The sequence below is a fragment of the Rhizobium sp. KDH_Rht_773_N genome (assembly GCF_052946295.1).
In genome coordinates, this window is sequence record NZ_CM129525.1 from 2,007,955 (window position 1) to 2,027,846 (window position 19,892).

The 19,892-nt window shown below is 62.9% G+C and carries 15 protein-coding genes; 6 read left to right on the forward strand and 9 right to left on the reverse strand.

Annotation, left to right across the window (positions count from 1 at the left end; translation table 11 throughout):
* Nucleotides 1-50 precede the first annotated feature (50 nt).
* The gene (locus tag ACU8HS_RS10050; protein ID WP_112702679.1) at nt 51-959 is read right to left on the reverse strand and encodes a LysR family transcriptional regulator; all 909 of its coding nucleotides are present in this window, start codon (nt 957-959) and stop codon (nt 51-53) included.
* Nucleotides 960-1,062: 103 nt separating this feature from the next.
* On the opposite strand from ACU8HS_RS10050, the gene hglS reads away from it, so the two are divergent.
* The 6 genes from hglS (at nt 1,063) to ACU8HS_RS10080 (ending at nt 9,382) form a co-directional block, all read left to right on the forward strand.
* Nucleotides 1,063-2,469, forward strand: a complete 1,407-nt coding sequence (hglS, locus tag ACU8HS_RS10055; RefSeq protein WP_447015832.1) for a 2-oxoadipate dioxygenase/decarboxylase HglS — start codon at nt 1,063-1,065, stop codon at nt 2,467-2,469.
* A gap of 69 nt (nt 2,470-2,538) precedes the next feature.
* Nucleotides 2,539-3,822, forward strand: coding sequence for an NAD(P)/FAD-dependent oxidoreductase (locus ACU8HS_RS10060; protein ID WP_113413235.1), 1,284 nt, complete (start codon nt 2,539-2,541; stop codon nt 3,820-3,822).
* A gap of 25 nt (nt 3,823-3,847) precedes the next feature.
* The gene (gene amaB / locus ACU8HS_RS10065; RefSeq protein WP_112702676.1) at nt 3,848-5,386 is read left to right on the forward strand and encodes an L-piperidine-6-carboxylate dehydrogenase; all 1,539 of its coding nucleotides are present in this window, start codon (nt 3,848-3,850) and stop codon (nt 5,384-5,386) included.
* Nucleotides 5,387-5,591: 205 nt separating this feature from the next.
* Complete coding sequence (locus tag ACU8HS_RS10070; protein ID WP_112564421.1) at nt 5,592-6,617, forward strand: iron ABC transporter substrate-binding protein; 1,026 nt, start codon at nt 5,592-5,594, stop codon at nt 6,615-6,617.
* Between the two features lie 150 nt (nt 6,618-6,767).
* Nucleotides 6,768-8,348: an ABC transporter permease gene (locus ACU8HS_RS10075; protein WP_447015833.1), complete on the forward strand. Its 1,581-nt coding sequence runs from the start codon at nt 6,768-6,770 to the stop codon at nt 8,346-8,348.
* Nucleotides 8,345-9,382, forward strand: coding sequence for an ABC transporter ATP-binding protein (locus ACU8HS_RS10080; protein WP_447015834.1), 1,038 nt, complete (start codon nt 8,345-8,347; stop codon nt 9,380-9,382). The genes ACU8HS_RS10075 and ACU8HS_RS10080 overlap by 4 nt, the downstream gene beginning before the upstream one ends.
* 101 nt (nt 9,383-9,483) lie before the next feature.
* On the opposite strand, the gene ACU8HS_RS10085 is transcribed toward ACU8HS_RS10080, so the two are convergent.
* From ACU8HS_RS10085 to ACU8HS_RS10120, 8 genes are all read right to left on the reverse strand, one after another.
* Nucleotides 9,484-10,815, reverse strand: coding sequence for a glucoamylase family protein (locus ACU8HS_RS10085; protein ID WP_112564425.1), 1,332 nt, complete (start codon nt 10,813-10,815; stop codon nt 9,484-9,486).
* A 257-nt stretch (nt 10,816-11,072) separates the two neighbouring features.
* Nucleotides 11,073-12,911, reverse strand: a complete 1,839-nt coding sequence (locus ACU8HS_RS10090; RefSeq protein ID WP_447015835.1) for an ABC transporter ATP-binding protein — start codon at nt 12,909-12,911, stop codon at nt 11,073-11,075.
* A 38-nt stretch (nt 12,912-12,949) separates the two neighbouring features.
* A complete protein-coding gene (locus tag ACU8HS_RS10095; protein ID WP_113413237.1) occupies nt 12,950-13,705 on the reverse strand; it encodes a DUF1028 domain-containing protein in 756 nt (251 codons plus the stop codon).
* A 2-nt stretch (nt 13,706-13,707) separates the two neighbouring features.
* A complete protein-coding gene (locus ACU8HS_RS10100) occupies nt 13,708-15,492 on the reverse strand; it encodes a gamma-glutamyltransferase family protein (protein ID WP_113413238.1) in 1,785 nt (594 codons plus the stop codon).
* A 21-nt stretch (nt 15,493-15,513) separates the two neighbouring features.
* On the reverse strand, nt 15,514-16,398 hold the full coding sequence (locus tag ACU8HS_RS10105; RefSeq protein ID WP_113413239.1) for an ABC transporter permease: 885 nt from the start codon (nt 16,396-16,398) through the stop codon (nt 15,514-15,516).
* Complete coding sequence (locus tag ACU8HS_RS10110) at nt 16,395-17,342, reverse strand: ABC transporter permease (RefSeq protein ID WP_112564441.1); 948 nt, start codon at nt 17,340-17,342, stop codon at nt 16,395-16,397. The genes ACU8HS_RS10105 and ACU8HS_RS10110 overlap by 4 nt, the downstream gene beginning before the upstream one ends.
* Before the next feature lie 63 nt (nt 17,343-17,405).
* Nucleotides 17,406-18,914, reverse strand: a complete 1,509-nt coding sequence (locus tag ACU8HS_RS10115) for an ABC transporter substrate-binding protein (protein WP_112702667.1) — start codon at nt 18,912-18,914, stop codon at nt 17,406-17,408.
* Nucleotides 18,915-18,993: 79 nt separating this feature from the next.
* Nucleotides 18,994-19,719 (reverse strand): FadR/GntR family transcriptional regulator, encoded by a 726-nt coding sequence (locus ACU8HS_RS10120; protein ID WP_447015836.1) that lies wholly within the window; start codon nt 19,717-19,719, stop codon nt 18,994-18,996.
* Between the last annotated feature and the right edge of the window lie 173 nt (nt 19,720-19,892).

A 19,892-nucleotide genomic window follows, 5' to 3' on the forward strand; every position in this document is an offset into this window, starting at 1 on the left:
TCTGATGGCGCGCATAATGATCGAAACCGCCGCCGCGATGCAAGCCTTCCTTACGTTTCAGAACCCGAACGGGCCTCTGTGACGATCCAGTCGCGGAAGGCGGCAAGCGGGGCGTAGTCGGCGCGTTCCGGCGGAAAGGCGAGATAGTAGCGCTCGCGGCTTTCCGTCTCCCTGTCGATGGCGGCCACGAGATCGCCGCGCTTGAGTTCCTCCTGCATGAGGAAAGTCGGCAGCAGGGCAATGCCAAGGCCGGCGATCGCCGCCTGCGCTGCCGTGGCAAACTGGTCGAACAGCATGCCGTGTACGCTTTCGAAGGCGACGCCATTGTCGGCAAACCAGCGTTCCCAGGCGTCCGGGCGGGTCGTCAGATGCAGGAGCGGCACCGTCAGCAGGTCTTCCGGCCGGGAGATCGCATTGCGCTTCAGGAAATCCGGGCTGCAGGCGGGCAGCGTGCGTTCCGACATCAGGAAGGCGAGTTCCGCACCCGGCCAGTGGGGATGGCCGAAATGGATGGCGGCATCGATGGAATCGAGGCGGAAATCGAAGGAGGACAGCCGGGTGACGAGATTGATCGTCACACCCGGATTGGCGGAAAGGAAGCGGCCGAGGCGCGGCGCCAGCCAGCGCGTACCGAAGGTCGGCAGAATGGCCAGGTTCAGCGTGCCGCCGTGCGGGTTGGCGCGCAGGTTCAGCGAAGCGCTGGAGATGCGCCGCAGCGCCTCGCGGATTTCCCGCGCATAGGCATCGCCGGCAAGGGTAAGCCGCACCGTCTGGCGCTCGCGCAGGAAAAGTTCGACGCCGAGCTGCTCCTCCAGTGCCTTGATCTGGCGGCTGACGGCGCTCTGCGTCAGGTCGAGTTCTCGCGCGGCTGCCGTTACGCTGCCGTTGCGGGCGACCGCCTCGAAGGCGGCCAGATGGGACGTCGACGGCAAAAAACGCCTGGGTGCAAGCATAATCATTCCATATCAGAATGAACTATTTCCGAAACGTCGATATTCATGGGATGAGCGCGCTTGTAAAGAACTTCATCCTGCAAAATTGGAATGAACGCGGAGTTCCCCCATGCCCGGCGCTTTCGTCTCGACCGACCGCATCCGTTCGCTCTTTACGGAAGCCATGTCGCAGATGTACCGGACGGAAGTGCCGCAATACGGCACGCTGATCGAGCTTGTGGGGGAGGTCAACGCCGAAGTCCTCGCGAAAGACCAGGAACTCAGCGAGCGACTTCGGCGTGCAGGCGAACTCGAGCGCATCGATGTCGAGCGCCATGGCGCAATCCGTCTTGGAACGGCCGCAGAGCTTTTCACCATCCGCCGCCTCTTTGCCGTGATGGGCATGCGGCCGGTCGGCTATTACGACCTCTCGGTGGCCGGCGTCCCCGTGCATTCCACCTGCTTCAGGCCGGTCGAGGAAGCGGCGCTGAACGTCAATCCGTTCCGTGTCTTCACCTCGCTTCTGCGGCTGGAGCTGATCGAGGATCAGGCGTTGCGCGCCGAAGCCGCGGCCGTTCTCGCCAAGCGGCAGATCTACACGCCGCGCGCCATCGCCCTCATCGAGCAGTATGAGAAGGCCGGCGGGCTGACGGAGGCGGAGGCGACGGAATTCGTCGCCGAGGCACTGGAAACCTTCCGCTGGCATGGTGCGGCGACCGTTAGCGCCGAGACCTACAAACGCCTGCATGATGCGCATCGCCTCATCGCCGATGTCGTCAGCTTCAAAGGGCCGCATATCAACCACCTGACGCCCCGCACGCTCGATATCGACGAGGTGCAGCGGCGCATGCCGGAACGCGGCATTGCACCCAAGGCCGTCATCGAAGGCCCGCCGCGGCGCAATTGCGATATCCTGCTGCGGCAGACGAGCTTCAAGGCTCTGGAAGAGCCGATCGCTTTTTCCGGCGCGACCGGGACGACATCAGGCACGCATACCGCCCGTTTCGGCGAAATCGAACAACGTGGCGTGGCACTGACGGCCAGGGGCCGGGCGCTCTACGACCAGTTGCTCGCCTCGGTGCGCGGCGAAGTGCAGGTCGGCGCATCCGGTGCCAAGGCCGGCGATTACGATGCCGAGCTTGCCGAACGGTTCAAGGCGCTGCCGGACAGCTGGGAGGAACTCAGGCGCGAAGGGCTTGCCTTCTTCCGCTATTCGGCCACGCCCCAAGGAATCGCAGCAAAGGGGCAGCTGCCATCCGATCCGGACGTCCTGATTGCCAGGGGTTATCTGCGTTTCGATCCTATCGTCTACGAGGATTTCCTGCCGGTCAGCGCGGCCGGTATCTTCCAGTCGAATCTCGGCACGGACCAGCAGCAGAATTACGCGACGCGCTCCAACCGCGCCGCCTTCGAGGCAGCGCTTGGCGCCGACGTGCAGGACGAACTCGCGCTCTATGGCGCGCTGCAAACCGCCTCGCTTGAAACGGCGATGGAAGAGCTTGGCCTTTCCGGCCTGAAGCTGAAGACCGTGGCCTGATATTTGGCCGCTTCCGCCGGTGCGGGAGTGGCGTTAGAGTGCCGAATTCGATCCTGACTGGACTGTCCGATGCTCAATGATCCGCGCTCCCACGGCCTGTGGGAAAAGACCGCTCCTCAGCCGCCGCGTACATCCGCGCTGGAAGGCGTTGCAGAGGCCGATGTCGTCATCGTCGGCGGTGGCTATACCGGCCTTTCCTCGGGGCTGCATCTGGCAGAGGCCGGATCGCGGGTCGTGCTGCTCGAAGCCAAGGAAATCGGCTTCGGCGGAGCCGGTCGCAATGTCGGCCTCATCAATGCCGGCATGTGGGTCATGCCCGACGATTTGCCGGGTGTTCTCGGTCCTGTTTATGGCGAGCGACTGCTCGACCTGCTCGGCAACGCGCCACGGCTGGTGATGGACCTGATCGAAAAGCACGGTATCGCCTGCGAGCTGGAGAAGCAGGGCACGCTGCATTGCGCGGTTGGCGCCGATGGGCTGAAGGAAGTCGAGGAGCGTTACAAGCAGTGGTCGGCGCGGGGCGCGCCGGTCACGCTTCTGGATGCGAACGAGACGGCAAAGCGTATCGGGACGAATGCCTATGCCGGGTCGCTGCTCGACATGCGGGCCGGCACGCTGCAGCCGCTGGCCTATGCGCGCGGGCTTGCCCATGCCGCGCAGAAGGCGGGCGTCGTGCTGCACACCGCAAGCCCCGTCATTGCAACCGAGCGGCAAGGCAGCCGCTGGGTGGTGAAGACGGCGCGCGGACAGGTGAGCGCCGACTGGATTGTCGTGGCGACCGATGCCTACAGCACCGGCCCCTGGGAGCTGGTGCGCAACGAACAGGTATTCCTGCCCTATTTCAACTTCGCCACCGTGCCGCTCGGCCACAATCTGCGCCGGTCGATCCTGCCCAATCGCGAAGGCGTGTGGGACACGAAGGAAATCCTTTCCTCCTTCCGCATGGATCAGGCGGGCCGGCTCGTCTTCGGCAGTGTCGGGGCGCTGCGCAATACCGGCCTTTCCGTGCACAAGGGCTGGGCCAAACGCGCGCTGAAGCGGCTCTTTCCCGAGATCGGCGATGTCGATTTCGAATGCGAGTGGTACGGGCAGATCGGCATGACCGACAATGCCCTGCCGCGCTTCCACAAATTCGCGCCCAACGTCATCGGGTTTTCGGGCTATAATGGCCGCGGGATCGCGCCCGGCACGGTATTCGGCCGCACTTTGGCGCAGCATATTCTTGGCCACATGGCCGAGGCGGATCTGCCCTTGCCGCTGACCGACCCCCGTGAGCCGAGCTTCCGCGGGCTTAAGGAATTGTGGTACGAAGCCGGCGCTCAGGTCGCCCATTTCGCCGATGCCCGTTTCTGAGAACAACAAGACTGGAACCAAGACAATGAACATCGCCGTCCTCGATCTCGCCACCGAAACCGCCAAGCTGCTTGCCGATCTCGGCGTCGATGCCAGGAGCTATGGCGGCGGCACGCTTTCCGTCACCTCACCGATCACGGGCAAGGAAATCGGCAAGCTGAAGGAACATTCCGTCGCGGATGCCAAGGCGGCGATCGACGCGGCGCATAAGGCCTTCCTCGAATGGCGGGCGGTTCCGGCGCCGAAGCGCGGCGAGCTGGTGCGCCTGCTCGGCGAAGAATTGCGCGCCTCCAAGACGGCACTCGGCCGGCTGGTCTCGATCGAAGTCGGCAAGATCACCTCCGAAGGCCTCGGTGAAGTGCAGGAAATGATCGATATCTGCGATTTCGCGGTCGGCCTTTCCCGCCAGCTCTACGGCCTGACCATCGCCACGGAGCGTGCCGAGCACCGCATGATGGAAAGCTGGCATCCGCTTGGCGCCATCGGCATCATCTCGGCCTTCAACTTTCCGGTCGCCGTCTGGTCGTGGAATGCGGCACTCGCCATCGTCTGCGGCAATTCCACCGTCTGGAAGCCTTCCGAAAAGACGCCGCTGACCGCCCTTGCCGTGCAGGCGCTGTTCGAGAAGGCGCTGAAGCGGTTCGTTGCCGAAGGCGGCTCTGCGCCGGCCAATCTCTCGACGCTTTTGATCGGCGGCCGCGAGATCGGCGAAGTGCTTGTCGATCATCCGAAGATCCCGCTCGTTTCCGCTACCGGCTCCACCGCCATGGGCCGTGCCGTCGGCCCGCGCCTGTCCCAGCGTTTTGCCCGCGCTATCCTGGAACTCGGCGGCAACAATGCCGCTATCGTCTGCCCGACCGCCGATCTTGACCTGACGTTGCGCGGCGTTGCCTTCGCGGCCATGGGCACGGCCGGTCAGCGCTGCACGACGCTGCGCCGTCTTTTCGTGCATGAGAGCGTCTATGACCAGCTCGTGCCGCGTCTGAAGAAGGCCTACGGGTCGGTCACGATCGGCAATCCGCTGGAAGCCGGCACGCTGGTCGGGCCGCTGATCGACGGGCAGGCCTTCGAGAAAATGCAGGCGGCCCTAGGCCAGGCCAAGGCTGCCGGCGGCACCGTCGTCGGTGGCGAGCGGGTCGAGAACGGGTCGGCGGAAGCCTTCTATGTTCGCCCGGCTCTCGTCGAAATGCCGGAGCAGACCGGCCCGGTCGAGCACGAAACCTTCGCGCCGATCCTCTATGTCATCAAATACAGTGATTTCGACGCCGTGCTGGAGCTGCATAATGCCGTGCCGCAGGGCCTGTCGTCGTCGATCTTCACCAACAACATGCGTGAGGCCGAGACCTTCCTCTCCTCGCGCGGTTCGGATTGCGGGATCGCCAACGTCAATATCGGCCCTTCCGGCGCCGAAATCGGCGGCGCCTTCGGCGGCGAGAAGGAAACCGGCGGCGGTCGCGAATCCGGTTCGGACGCCTGGAAGGCCTATATGCGGCGTTCCACCAACACCGTCAATTACGGCCGGACCCTGCCGCTGGCGCAGGGCGTCAAGTTCGACGTCGAGTAAGACAGGCAACAAAATTGTTGAAGGCGGCGTTCCCGGAACGTCGCCTTTTTTGGCGAAATCTGGATTTATTCCCGCCAAGATGAAAAATTGAGTCAAGATAATGTGATGCCTATTTTGCCGTTGAAACTTGAAGTAATCAGTCAACAAAAATATACGGCTGCCATCACCCCTGGGGAATTCGGGTGACATCGCTACGGAGGCCATCATGAAAATTGCTCTTAACCGTCTTTCCGGCGCGTTCGCGCTTGTCGCTTCGCTTCTTGCCGCCACCGCGCTTGCAGGCAGCGCCAATGCGCAGGAGTCCGAAGGCATTGTCGTTTACAACGCCCAGCACGAAAGCCTCGGCCGTGAATGGATCGATGCCTTCACCAAGGAGACCGGTATCAAGGTCACCATGCGCCAGGGCAGCGACATGCAGTTCGCCAACCAGATCATCCAGGAAGGCGACGCCTCACCTGCGGACGTGTTCCTGACCGAAAACTCGCCGGCCATGACGCTGGTCGACGGCGCCGGCCTGTTTGCGCCGATCGAGAAGGATACGCTGGATCAGGTTCCGGAGCAGTATCGCCCCGCCGACGGCATGTGGACCGGCATTGCCGCCCGCACGACTGTTTTTGCCTATGACAAGACGAAGCTTTCCGAGGACAAGCTGCCGAAGTCGATGCTCGACCTTCAGGACCCGGCCTGGAAGGGCCGCTGGGGTGCGGCTCCGGCCGGTGCCGACTTCCAGGCCATCGTGGCAGCCCTGCTGCAGCTGAAGGGCGAGGATGCGACCAAGGCATGGCTGAAGGGCCTCAAGGACAACGCCACCCCCTACAAGGGCAACAGCGTTGCCATGAAGGCCGTCAATGCCGGCGAGGTCGAAGGCGCGATCATCTATCACTACTACTGGTTCGGCGATCAGGCGAAGACCGGCGAAAACAGCAAGAATGTCGGCCTGCATTATTTCAAGAACCAGGATCCGGGTGCCTTCGTTTCCGTTTCGGGCGGCGGTATCCTGAAGTCCACGCAGCACATGAAGGAAGCCCAGGCCTTCCTGAAGTTCCTTACCAGCAAGGCGGGCCAGGCAATCCTCAAGGACGGCGATTCCTATGAATATGCCATCGGCAAGGATGCGGCCTCCAACGACAAGCTCACGCCGCTTGCCGATCTCGACGCACCGAAAGTCGAAGCTTCGACGCTGGACAGCAAGAAGGTCGTGGAGCTGATGACGGCCGCCGGCCTCATCTAAGCCTTTCTGCCGCAGGCTATTTCCCGCCAAAACTATTGCTTTTGGCTCAAGAAAACCTTAGGGCATGACGAAATCCGGCAACCGCCATGAAAGGCGGTTGCCTTCCTTTTTCAGCGTGTGAAGGCATCGGCCTTGCTGCAGGACAATAGATTGCTTGCATCCGGCAATAGGGCGCCGGTGGCACCCAGGGCCACGCGACTGGTTTTGCCGCGTGGACGCATGCCGCACGCTTCCGTCGTTCTCCTCGCGTCCGTTGTGGCGATCTTCAGCCTCGTGCCGTTCGGCTTCATCGCCTGGGTGACTTACGATGTGGGCTGGGAAACGGTGAAGACGCTGGTCTTCCGCCCGCGCGTCGGCGAGCTTCTCGTCAATACGGTGCTTCTGGAATCGATCACCATTCCGCTGTCGATCGTCCTTGCCGTCACGCTCGCCTGGCTGACGGAACGTACGGACATTCCCTTCGCGCGGCTCTGGGCATGGCTCGCCATCGCGCCGCTTGCCGTGCCGGCCTTTGTCCATTCCTATGCCTGGGTGAGCCTGCTTCCGGGCATGCGCGGGCTGCAGAGCGGCGTCTTCGTTTCGGTGCTTGCCTATTACCCCTTCCTCTATCTGCCGGTTGCTGCGGCACTGCGCCGGTTCGACCCGGCAATCGAGGATGCCGCCGCCTCACTTGGGCTCGATCCGTGGCGCGTGTTCTTCCGCACGATCCTGCCGCAGCTTCGCCTTGCGATTTGCGGCGGCTCGCTGCTGATTGCGTTGCACCTGCTGTCGGAATACGGGTTGTTCGTGATGATCCGCTTCGACACGTTTGCAACCGCGATCGTCGATCAGTTCCAGTCTTCCTATAACAGCCCGGCTTCCAACATGCTCGGCGGCGTGCTCGTCGCCTGCTGCCTGTTCCTGCTCGGCGTCGAGATCCTGCTGCGCGGTACCGAGCGTTATGCGCGTGTCGGCTCCGGTTCGGCGCGTCCTGCCGATCGCCGCCGGCTCGGCTGGTTCGTGGTGCCCGCCGTAGCGCTGCCGATCGCCCTTGCGGTACTGACGCTCGGCGTGCCGCTGGTGACACTCGGGCGCTGGCTCTATCTCGGCGGGCTCGGCATCTGGCGCATCGACCTGGTGAGCGCCTTCGTGCAGACCATTGTCCTTGCTCTTGCCGGCGGTGTGCTGACGACGATCGTTGCGGCCCCCATGGCCTGGCTGTCGGTGCGTGCGCCGGGCCGCCTTCAGCGTATCCTTGAGGCCTGCCACTATTATGTCGGTTCGCTGCCGGGCGTCGTTGTGGCGCTGGCGCTGGTTTCGATTACCGTTCGCCTCGTCCTGCCGCTCTACCAGACCTTCGCGACGCTGCTCGTCGCCTATGTGCTGCTCTTCCTGCCGCGCGCAATGGTCGGCCTGCGCGCCAGCATCGCGCAGGCGCCCGTCGAACTGGAGCGGGCGGCGATGGGGCTTGGCCGTACGCCCGGACAGGCGGTCAGGCAGATCACCATGCGGCTGGCGGCACCGGGAGCCGCCGCCAGCGTGGCGCTTGTCGCGCTCGGCATCACCAATGAATTGACGGCGACGCTGATGCTGTCGCCGAACGGTGTCGATACGCTGGCGACGAAATTCTGGTCGCTGACGAGCGAGATCGACTATGTCTCTGCGGCGCCTTACGCGTTGATGATGGTCGTGCTGTCGTTCCCGCTTACCCTCATGCTCTATGCCCAATCGAAACGGACTGCCGGCCAATGACGCTGCTTACGATCGATACTATCAGCAAGCGCTACGGCACGGTTCAGGCGCTGAAGGATATCTCGCTTGAAGTGCAGGCGGGTAGCCGCACTGCTATCGTCGGTCCCTCCGGTTCCGGCAAGACGACGCTCTTGCGCATCATTGCCGGCTTCGAACAGCCTGATGCCGGCCGCGTGACGCTGGATGGCGAAGTGCTGGCCGACGGTCCGGCCTGCGTGCCCGCTCATAAGCGCGGCATCGGCATCGTTTCCCAGGATGGTGCCCTTTTTCCGCATCTGAGTGTCGCAGAAAATATCGGCTTCGGCTTCGAGCGTGGTGCGCCGGATCGCGAAAGGCGCATTCGCGAGCTTCTCGAGATGGTGGAGCTGGAAAACAGCATGCTGGATCGCCGCCCGCACCAGCTTTCGGGCGGTCAGCAGCAGCGTGTGGCGCTTGCCCGTGCGCTCGGCCGCCGGCCGCGCCTGATGCTGCTCGACGAGCCGTTTTCGGCATTGGATACGGGGCTCAGGGAGAACATGCGCAAGGCGGTCGCCCGCGTGCTGCAGGCGGCGGGTATCACGGCCGTTCTCGTTACCCATGACCAGGGTGAAGCGCTGTCCTTTGCCGATCAGGTGGCGGTGCTGCGCGAAGGGAAACTGGTGCAGGCCGGAACGCCGCAGACGCTCTACCTCAAGCCGAGGGATCGCGAGACCGCCCTTTTCCTTGGCGATGCCGTGATGCTGCCGGCGATCATCAAGAATGGTTTTGCCGATTGCGCGCTCGGCAACGTGCCGGTCGAAGGAGCCCATCAGGGCAAGGCGGAAATCATGCTGCGGCCGGAGCAGATCCGCGTCGTCGTCGACGAGGCCAACGCGAAATATGGCGGGCGTGTCGTAGACGTGGAATTTGGTGGTGCGACCTGCACGGTGGCGGTGTCGCTTGCGGCTGTCGCCCTTCCGCCGATCCTGATCAAGACCTCAAGCGTCGCATTGCCGGCGCGGGGCGATCTTGTCCGCCTCGATATCGCCGGCAAAGCACATGTCTTTGTGCGGTAGGGTCAGCGTATTTCCGTTTTTCCTCGAAACCCGAAAATGCTCTTTCTTTTGTTTAACGCAATTCCGCACGCAAAACCGCTGCACGCTTTTGCTGGAATTGCTTAGCCTGCCTTCAGAGCCAGTTCTTCCGATTCCTCGCCGGCCAGCCAGCCGCCGGTGAAGCCGGCCCGCTCGAGGCCGAGGCGAATGATCGGGTTCTTGCGCATCAGCTTCCAGATGAAGTCGGAACGGTCGTTCTCGACGGTCATGACGAGAAGGCCCTGATCGATGGCGACGGTGCGGTCGTCGACCCAGCCTTCCGGCCGCTTGGTCTGGACTGTCGGGTTGAAGCCGCCAGGGAAGCCGCCTTCCAGCAGCAGGTTCGGATAGGTGGTCAGCAGTGCCTTGGTGCCGTCGATAGCGGCCTGCCGGTCGTAAGGCAGGCAGGCAAGGGCCGCCCAGGGCGCGATCGTGCCGTCATCAGGACCGAGCGGAGCGCCACGTGCAGCATAACCCAGCACTTTCGGGCTGCGGCCGCCGCGCATGCGCCGCGTCGGCGGCGGACCATCGCAGGCGGTAAAGCCCCAGATATCCTTGCTGTAGCCGACGAACTGGCCGGGGTTGCGTTCGGCATAATCGCGCTGGACGTTGATGACGACCTGCGTGTTGCGGAAATAATCCCAGTTCCGCTCGAGCATCGGCTTGTCCTGGATGCCGCGGAAGTCGATCCAGGCATGGGAGAAGAGATGGATGAAGAGCGGGCCGGCGTAGAGATAGGGTTGCTCGTTGAAGATCATCCACGAATAGCTTGCCGTGAAGGCATCGTAGGACGACTGCGGGATCGGGTGCGTCGGCGAAGCCAGTGCGAGCGTGTAGAGGATGATCGCCTCGTCGAAGCCGTGATAGCGCCAGCGCAGGAAGCCGGAAGACGGCTTCCAGCCCATCGAGATGCAATCGCCCTTGTTCAGCGCCCAGCGCCAGTCGATGCGCTCATAGATGAATTTCGCGAGCGCGCGGATCTCGGTTTCGGTCTGATCTTCGCCGTCGAAATATTGTGCGGCGGTCAGGATGCCGGCGACGAGCAGAGCGGTATCGATGGTCGAAAGTTCGCTGTTCCAGGCGCGATTGCCGGTGTCCACGTGCAGGAAGTGGTAGAAGAAGCCGCGATGCCCGGTCGCGTGGCGTTCCGTGCCCTGCTTGGCGTTGGCGAAGAAATGCAGCGTATTGAACACACGCTCGGCGGCCTCTTCGCGGCTGATCCAGCCGCGCTCGACGCCAACCGGATAGGAGGAAAGCCCGAAGCCGACTGCGGCAATGCTGGCCGGGACGCCCGGGATCGACGTGTCCGGTACAAGGCCGTTTTCAGGATTGGAATATTTCAGGAAATATTTGAACGCTGAATGCTGCAGCCTGTCGACTAGCGCGGCATCAATGTCTTCAATCCGTTGCAGCATGTGCTCCTGCCCAACTGTTCTATCGCCCCATGGTTCAACATGGTGGCTGCCCCCACGCAAATCAAACCTTTTTGATTCGTAGGGATAAGAGAACACAAACGGCCGCCATTGGCGTTAATAATTCTCAGTGAAATAATATCTGGAATAAATAATATAAGCGATGCAGCAAAACGGATTACATAGCATCCTCCAGGGGCGGTCCATTTCCTGCTTTTACCTGCCCTCTTCGGGCAGCCGCCTAGACCGCCCGGACTAATTCAGGCGGCTTCCTCCATCCGGACCAGATGGCCGGCCGCGACTTCGCGATACTGGCGTTTCGGCGGGACGTAACCCACCGGACGGACAGGGCTTTTCAGCTCGTCGGTGCCGAGGTTGCGGCGGATGCCGCGGCGCGCGGGGTCGGGTACGGGGACGGCTGCCATCAGCTTTTTGGTGTAGGGGTGCTGCGGATTGCGGAACAGCTCTTCGCGCGGGCCGATCTCGACGATCTCGCCGAGATACATGACAGCAACACGGTGGCTGACACGTTCGACGACCGCCATGTCATGGGAGATGAACAGGAAGGCGAGATTCAGGCTCTGCTGCAGGTCCATCAGCAGGTTGCAGACCTGCGCCTTGATCGAGACGTCGAGAGCCGAGACGCTTTCATCGGCGACGATGACCTTCGGGTCGAGAGCAAGGGCGCGGGCAATGCAGATGCGCTGGCGCTGGCCGCCGGAGAATTCATGCGGGTAGCGCTTCATCATATCCGGCTTCAGGCCGACGCGTTCGAGCAGGTCGGCCGCCTTGTCCCGCGCCTGCGCGCGGGTGCCAAGTCCATGTTCGGTGAAAGGTTCGGCGACGGCCGCACCGACCGTCATGCGCGGATTGAGGCTGGCGAAGGGGTCCTGGAAGATCATCTGGATGCTGCGGCGCATATTGCGCAAGCTGATCGCATCGAGGTTCAGCACGTCATAGCCGTCGAGGCTGACGGAGCCGGCGTTCGGCTGCACGAGACGGGTAATCGACCGGCCGGTCGTGGACTTGCCGCAGCCGGATTCGCCGACGAGCGCCAGCGTCTCGCCCTGGAAGAGGTCGAAGGAAACGTCCTCCACGGCATGGATGGCGCCGGTCCTGCGGCCGAAGAGACCGCCGCGAATGTCGAAACGGGTCACAAGGTTCTTCACTTCGAGGATCGGTGTCTTGCGACGGTCGACGGTTTCGGCGACCTCCGCCGGCTCTCGCCGCTCGTCGGTTGCCGTATCGACAACGGGGAAGCGCAACGGCCACTTGCGGCCGTCCATCGAGCCGAGGCGCGGCACGGCAGAAAGCAGGGCGCGCGTATAGGGATGTTTGCCACGGTTGAAAATGTCGTCGGTCGTGCCGGTTTCGACGGCCTCGCCGCGATACATGACAATCGTGCGGTCGGCGATCTCGGCGACAACACCCATGTCGTGGGTGATGAAGAGAACGGACATGCCCTCTTCTTCCTGCAGTATCTTGATGAGGTCGAGGATCTGGCCCTGGATGGTGACGTCGAGCGCGGTGGTCGGTTCGTCGGCGATCAACAGTTTCGGCCTCGAGGCGAGTGCCATCGCGATCATCACACGCTGGCGCATGCCGCCGGAGAACTGGTGCGGATATTCGTCGAACCGGGACGCGGCGTTGGGGATGCGCACCTTCTCCAGAAGGCGGATGGTTTCGGCGCGCGCGTCAGCCTTGCTGATGTCGCCGTGGCAGGTGAGCGCCTCGGAAATCTGCCTGCCGATGGTGAAGATCGGATTCAGGCTGGTCATCGGCTCCTGAAAGATCATCGCCGCATCCTTGCCGCGTACTGCCCGCATCTCCTTGTCGGAAAGCGAAAGGATATCGCGGCCATTGAGCCTGATGCTGCCTTCGACGCGGCTCGAGCCTTTGGCGAGCAGGCGCATGATGGAAAGCGAAGTGACGCTCTTGCCGGACCCGCTTTCACCAACGATCGCGACCGTTTCGCCCGGCATGACATTGAAGGAGACGTTGCGGACGACGGATTTCCATTCGCCGTCAGCGAGAAACGAGGTCGTCAGGTTCCGGACGGAAAGAACCGGAGAGATGGATGCTGCAGGCTGATCGGTCATGTCGTTCCCTTGTTGTCTTGCGCCTGGTGATCGGGCTTTCAGGTCTTCAAAGGTGTGGCGAAGGAGGCCGACGGGCGCCCCTCCGCAACACGCGCCGCCTCCAGCGCTGCGATCTTTTCATCGATCTCGCGCCTGTCAATCATCCCGTTCGGATTGGCCTTCGTCGCCATGGTTTCGGCCACGTGCATGTAACGCTCCTGTGCCACCGCATAGAGCCGGCGCAGTTCGGCGAGCGGATCGGGATGGTCGTCGGCACGGATGCTGAGCCAGGGATAGTCCTGATCGCGATGGACGAGGAGGGCTGCGGATTGTCTGCCACGTTTGTCGCCGCCGGCATCTTCGCCGGCCTGCATGGCTTCGAGCAGGCGCTCGATGAAGGGCTTGTCCATCGCCTTCTTGTAGGTGGCAAGCGTTTCGGCAACGACATTGGGGCCGGCCAGCATATTGCCGGCGACCGAGACATTATCATCGAGCAGGTGGCCGGCCCAGTCTATGCATCTTGCGCCGGTAAAGGCTGCGTTGCGGCCCTTGCCGTCAATCAGGTGCAGCTGGCGCTGGTCGCGGCCGGCATCGCGAGCGGTCAGTTCGATAATGATATCGTCCGGCGCCTTGCCGGCGGCCAACAGAGCCAGTCCGTCGGTGCCGTAGAGCGGGCTGACGAAGGCCTGGGTCGCGACCGCGCCGATGCCGCCGCGAATATGCGGCACCAGGCCGCCAACCGCAAAGAAGCGGGTGGCGACGGCAATGCCGAGGTAGCCGGTGTCGGGATCGCGGGCAACGATGGACCAGGTCATGCCTACCTCCCGACCGCATAGGCCTGCATGAGGCGCGGCGTTGCCGCGGCACGCAACAGGCCGTCGGCATCGCGGCGCGCTGCGGTCAGGCGGCCAATGGTCCAGGGTTCGGAGACGGTCAGCCTGTGGCCGCGGGCGCGCAAGTCGTCGAGCACGGCGGCGCTGAAATTGCCTTCCGCCATCAGGCCGCCCGGCTCGCGCGTGCGGGGGTAGAAGGAGCCGGGGAAATGCGAGGTGTGGAAGAGCGGCTGGTCGATGGCCGCCTGCAGGTTCATCCCGTGGTGCACGTAACGCAGGAAGAAGGAAAGCTGCCACTGTTCCTGCTGGTCGCCGCCCGGAGTGCCGAAGGCGAGCGTGGGGCGGCCCTCGTAGAGCGCGAGCGAGGGCGTCAGCGTCGTGCGCGGGCGCTTGCCGGGAGCGAGAGAGGTCGGCAGGCCCGGTTTGAGCCAGAACATCTGGGCGCGCGAATTCAGGCAGAAGCCGAGGCCCGGAACGATCGGCGAGGACTGCAGCCAGCCCCCCGAGGGTGTGACCGAAACCATGTTGCCTTCGCGGTCGATGACGTCGATATGAACAGTGTCGCCGCGCTTTTCCGTCAGATGCGCCATGGTCGGCTCGTAGACGGCGCCGGTCTTGGAATCGGCGCCGAGCATTTGCATCGTCGCGTCATACTGCTGTTCGAAGCCCGGCAGTTTCCCGGGGCGCAGGTCAAGGGACGCTTCGCCTGATATCAGCTTGCGGCGGGCGGCGGCGTAGCTGTCTGACAGAAGCCGATCGAGCGGCACATCGGCGAATTTGGGATCGCCATAGTAGATTTCGCGGTCAGCGAAGGCGAGCTTCATGGCTTCGGTGACGGTGTGGACGAAATCGGCACCGTCGGGCGCCATCGCGGCGATGTCCATATCCTTCAGGATCGACAGCGTCTGCAGGAAAACCGGACCCTGTCCCCAGGGGCCGATCTTGGCGACGGTCCAGCCGTGATAGTCGTAGGTCTGCGGCTCTTCGATCGTGGCCGACCAGTTTGCCATGTCGTCTGCCGTCAGCACCGCCTTGTGGCGGCTGCCGCTCGCATCCATCACTTCGGCAGTCTTCAGATAGTTCGCGATCTTTTCGGCGACGAAGCCGCGATAGAAAGCGTCACGGGCGGCTTCGATCTGCGCCTCGCGGCCCTGCTTTGCCTCCGCTTCGGAAATGATGCGCTTCCAGGTTTCGGCCAGTACCGGGTTCTTGAAGCGCGAGTTCGGTTCGGGAACGGAACCGCCCGGCACCCATGTCTCGTAGGAGGTCGGCCATTCCTTCTGGAAGAATTCGGCAAGCCCCTTGATGGTGGCGGAAACGCGCGGCAGCAGCGGATGGCCGCTTTCGGCATAATAGATTGCCGGCTCCAGCACGTCGCGCACGCTCAGCCTGCCATAGTCCCGCAGCATCAGCATCCAGCCGTCGAAGGAGCCGGGGATGACGGTTGCGAGCAGCCCGTCGCCGGGGATCAGTTTCAGGCCTTCGTCCGTGTAGTGCTCGATGGTGGCGCCCGCCGGGGCCGGGCCTTGCGCGCAGATGACCTCGACCTTGTCCTTCTTCTTCGAATAGATGATTGCCGGCATGTCGCCGCCGGGGCCGACAAGGTGTGGCTCCAGGACCTGCAGGGTGAAGCCGGTGGCAACCGCTGCATCGAAGGCGTTGCCGCCCTTTTCGAGAATGCTCATGCCGACAGCGGACGCGATCCAGTGCGTTGAGGTAACGACGCCGAATGTGCCCAGAATTTCGGGGCGGGTCGTGAATGTGGTCATTTCATATGTCCTTTCGAAAGGTCATGCTTCGCGCGGATCGAGCGCATCGCGCAGGCCGTCGCCCAATAGATTGAAACCGATAACGACGAGGAAGATGGCAATGCCCGGCCACATTGCCATCCACGGCGCCTGGCTCAGAAAATTCTTGGCGACGTTCAGCATCGAGCCCCAGCTCGGTGCGGGCGGCTGCTGGCCGAGGCCGAGGAAGGAAAGGCTTGCCTCGGCGATGATGGCGGTCGCGATCGTCAAGGTCGCCTGCACGAGGATCGGCGCGAGCACGTTCGGCAGGATGTAACGGGTGATGATGCTGAAGTGGCGAAGACCGATGGAGCGCGCACCTTCGATATATTCCTCGGTCTTGACGGCCAACACCTGGCCGCGCGTCAGCCGCACGAAGATCGGCATGGCCGACAGTCCGATCGCGATCATCGCATTGGTGAGGCTTGGGCCGAGGAAGGCTGCGAGCGCAATCGCGGTGATCAGGAAGGGCATCGCCAGGAAGGCTTCGGTGATGCGGGAGATGACCATGTCGACCCAGCCGCCGAAATAGCCTGAAACCAGCCCGAAAGGCACGCCGATGACGACCGCGATCGCCACCGAGAAGACGCCGGCCATCAGCGAGGCCTGGGCGCCCCAGATCATACGCGAGAGGATATCGCGGCCGATATCGTCAGTGCCGAGCCAATGGGCGGCCGACGGCGCCTTGCGGATCGCCGACCAGCTCGTGGCGTTCGGATCGGGCAGCGGCAGGAGCGGCGCGATGATCGCGAGAATGGCGAAGAAGGCGATGATGGCGAGGCCGACGAGTGCGCCCTTGTTGGCCCTGAGCTTGCGCCAGGCGCGGCTCGGTGCACGCTGCTCGGACGAGGCGACAGGTGCGGCTGCGACTTGATCGATGGCGGTCATAACGAAGCCCTCATACGCGGGTTCAGGAGGACGTAGAGCACGTCGGCGACAAGGTTCATCAGAATGAAGCCGATTGCCGTGCAGATGACGACGCCCTGGACCACGGCATAGTCGCGATTGAAGACGGCATCGACGATGAGCTTTCCGAAGCCCGGAATCGTGAAGATCTGCTCGGTGAGGACGGCGCCGGCAAGCAGTTCGCCGAAGAGCAGGGCACTCAGCGTGACGATCGGCAGCACGGCATTGCGGAAGCTGTGTTCCAGCACCACGGAACTTTCCGACAGTCCCTTGGCGCGGGCGGTGCGGATATAATCGGCGCTCAAGACGCTGAGCATGGCCGAGCGGGTGTGGCGCATCAGCGTGGCGGCGAGCGCGTTGCCAAGCACGAAGGACGGCATCAGCATGGTCTCTATCGAGCGCAGCGGATTGGAGAAGAACGGTTCGTAGCCCGAGGCCGGAAGCCAGCCGAGATTTACCGAGACCAGCAGGATCAGCATGATGCCGAGCCAGAAATTCGGGATCGACAGGCCCGAAAGGGCGATGAGGTTGGCAAGGTAGTCAATGACAGTGTTCTTCTTGACCGCCGCCAGAATGCCCATCGGTACGCCGATGATGAAGGCGAAGATCATCGACATGATCGCCAGCTGGATCGTGACCGGCAGCTTTTCGGCGACGAGGTCGAGAACGGGTTGGTTCGTGCGCAGCGAAATGCCGAGGTCGCCCCGCAGCGCCGAGCCCAGCCAGTAGACATACTGGTAGGGGACGGGATCGTTGAGGTGATATTTTTCCCGCAGGAATTCCAGCACCTGTGGATCGCGCTCTTCCCCGGCCATGGCCAGGACCGGATCGCCCGGCAGGAGCTTCTGCAGCGAGAAGACGAAGATCGAAATGATCAGCAGGGTTGGAATGGCGACCAGCAGCCGCTTGGCGATGAACCTGTACATGGGCGCTCCGATAGCATCAGCGGGACGCGGCGAAGTTCGCCACGTCCCTCACGTGTTGGGCTATCAGCCTTCCTTCTTCACGCCGACGAGGCGGATCATGCCGTCGGGCGAAGCAACGAAGCCGGTGATGTTCTTGTGCAGCGCCCAGATCCAGGACTGGTGGCCGAGAAAGATGATCGGCAGGTCGTCATTCAGGATGGCGGTCGCGGCATCATACTTCTGCTTGCGCACGGCGTCGTCCGGAGACTGGCGCGCTTCGTTGAGCAGCTTGTCGACGTCGGCATTGCAATATTTGCTGTCGTTAAGGCCGGCGTTGCAGGTGACGAACTGCTGGATATTGCCGTCGGGATCGACGCGGCCGGACCAGTCGGACCGGCTGAGCTGATAGTTGCCGGCGGTCTGCTCGTTGAGCAGGGTGGCGAATTCCGTTGCCTTCAGGGTGAGGTCGAAGCCTGCTTCGGCGACCATGGACTGGATGATCTGCATCATCTGCATCGTGACCGGGCTGTTCGGAACCTGCATTTCAACCGGAATACGGTCGAAGCCTGCAGCCTTGACCAGGGCCTTGGCCTTCTCGATATCACGCGCGGGAACCGGGACATCCTTGTCGAACCAGGGGCTGCTCGGCGGGAAGGGCTGGTTGCCGGCAACGCCGGTGCCTTCGAAGACGATCTGCATGGCGGCGTCGCGGTCGATAGCCAGCGAGAAGGCCTGGCGCAGGCGCTTGTCCTTGCCGATCGGGTTATCGGCGCGCGCGCCATTGCCGACATTGGCGTAGATGCCAAGCCAGCCGGTATTGACGACATCCTTGTAGACGAGGTTCGGATCGCTCTTGACCGTCTCGGCGTCGGTCGCAGCCAGCCGCTCGATCATGTCGAGATCGCCGGAGCGCAGGTTGGCGAGGCGCACGGTCGAATCCGGGATCGGCAGATAGGTGATCTTGTCGATAAAGACATTGTCCTTGTTCCAGTAGTCCTGGAACTTTTCCAGCACGATGCGATCCTGCTGCACACGCTCGACGAATTTGAAGGGGCCGGCGCAGACCGGATGATCGCCGAACTTGGCGCCGAGTTCCTTGGCCGCCTTGGGCGAAACGATCATGCCGGCGCGATCGGACAGCTGGGCGAGCAGGGTAACGTCAGGCGCCTTCAGCGTGAACTTGACTTCATATTCGCCTGTCGCCTCGACCTTCTGGACGGAGGCCAGCTCGCTCTTGCGGCGCGATTCCGGCAGGGTCATGTTGCGTTCGATGGTGGCGACGACGGCTTCGGCATTGAAAGGCGTCTCGTCCTGGAACTTCACGCCCTGGCGAAGCTTCATGATGAGTTCCTTGCCGTCGGCCGACCAGTTCCATTCGGTCGCAAGCTGCGGCACGATCTTCAGGTCGGGCGAGACATCCACGAGCTTGTCGCACATCGCGGTATAGACGATACGGCCGACGAAGGTGCGCGACTGCGCCGGATCGAGCACGTCGGCATCGTCCTGCAGGCCGATCTTCAGTTCAGTGGCGAGGGCCGGAAGCGCAAAGAGCGCCGCCGCCGCGGCAGTGGTCAGCAATCTGGTCAATTTCATTTCATTCTCCTCTTTATGTTTTTGTTTCACGTTTATCGTGTCGGGCCGGCGGTTATCTCCGCCGTGCCGATTTCCCTGCTCAGGTGGGCTCCTTCTCGGCTTCCGCTTCGCTATGGTCGAGGGAGGTGATGCGGATGAGGCTTTCCTGCAGCGTCAGCAGATGCTGGCGCATGGCTTCGCCGGCCTTTGCCGGATCGCGGGCGGCAATGGCATCGACGATGGCCGTGTGCTGGCCGTAGGTGACTTCGCGTGTGCGGCTGGCGCTGCGGGCGCGCTCGCGGATCGTCTGCCAGGCTTCGTCCTGGCGCACGCGGTTGATGACATCGAAGATCGTCAGGAAGAACGAGTTGCCGGCGCATTGGGCGATCTGGCGATGCAGCGCGCCGTCCCAGAGTTCACGGCCGTCGGCATCCGTGCTGCCGTAGATCTTTTTCACGAGATCATACATGCGCTCGACATCGGCCGTCTTGGCGCGCATGGCCGCGAGCTGGGCAAGCTGCGGCTCGATGCGCAGGCGCACCTCCATGATTTCCATCAGGTCCGTGTCGGCGACGATGGAATCGACATGCTCGCTCCAGCCATCCGGGCGCCTGCCGGCAAAGGTGCCGGAACCTTGCCGGCGCCAGATGCGACCTTCGGCCTCCAGCACTTCGAGCGCGCGGCGGATGGAGCGGCGGCTGACGCCAAGGATTTCGGAGAGTGTGCGCTCAGTCGGCAGCTTGCCGTCGGCGTCGAGACTATCCGACTGAAGAAGAGCCCTCAGCTTCTCCAGCGCATAGTTCGAATTGCCCTGTGCTTCGTCCATGGTTGCCTGAACCAATTTTAGATTGGTTCAATGCAAACCAAATGGGGCCGATCGTCAAGCGCTTTTTTGTGCAGATAAATATTTGCCTGTTTTTTTCGCCTTGAAGCGCAGATTTGCGGCAGATGCGAGGGGCAGATACAGGCGTCCACAGGCGCCGCGCACCCGAGCGGGCG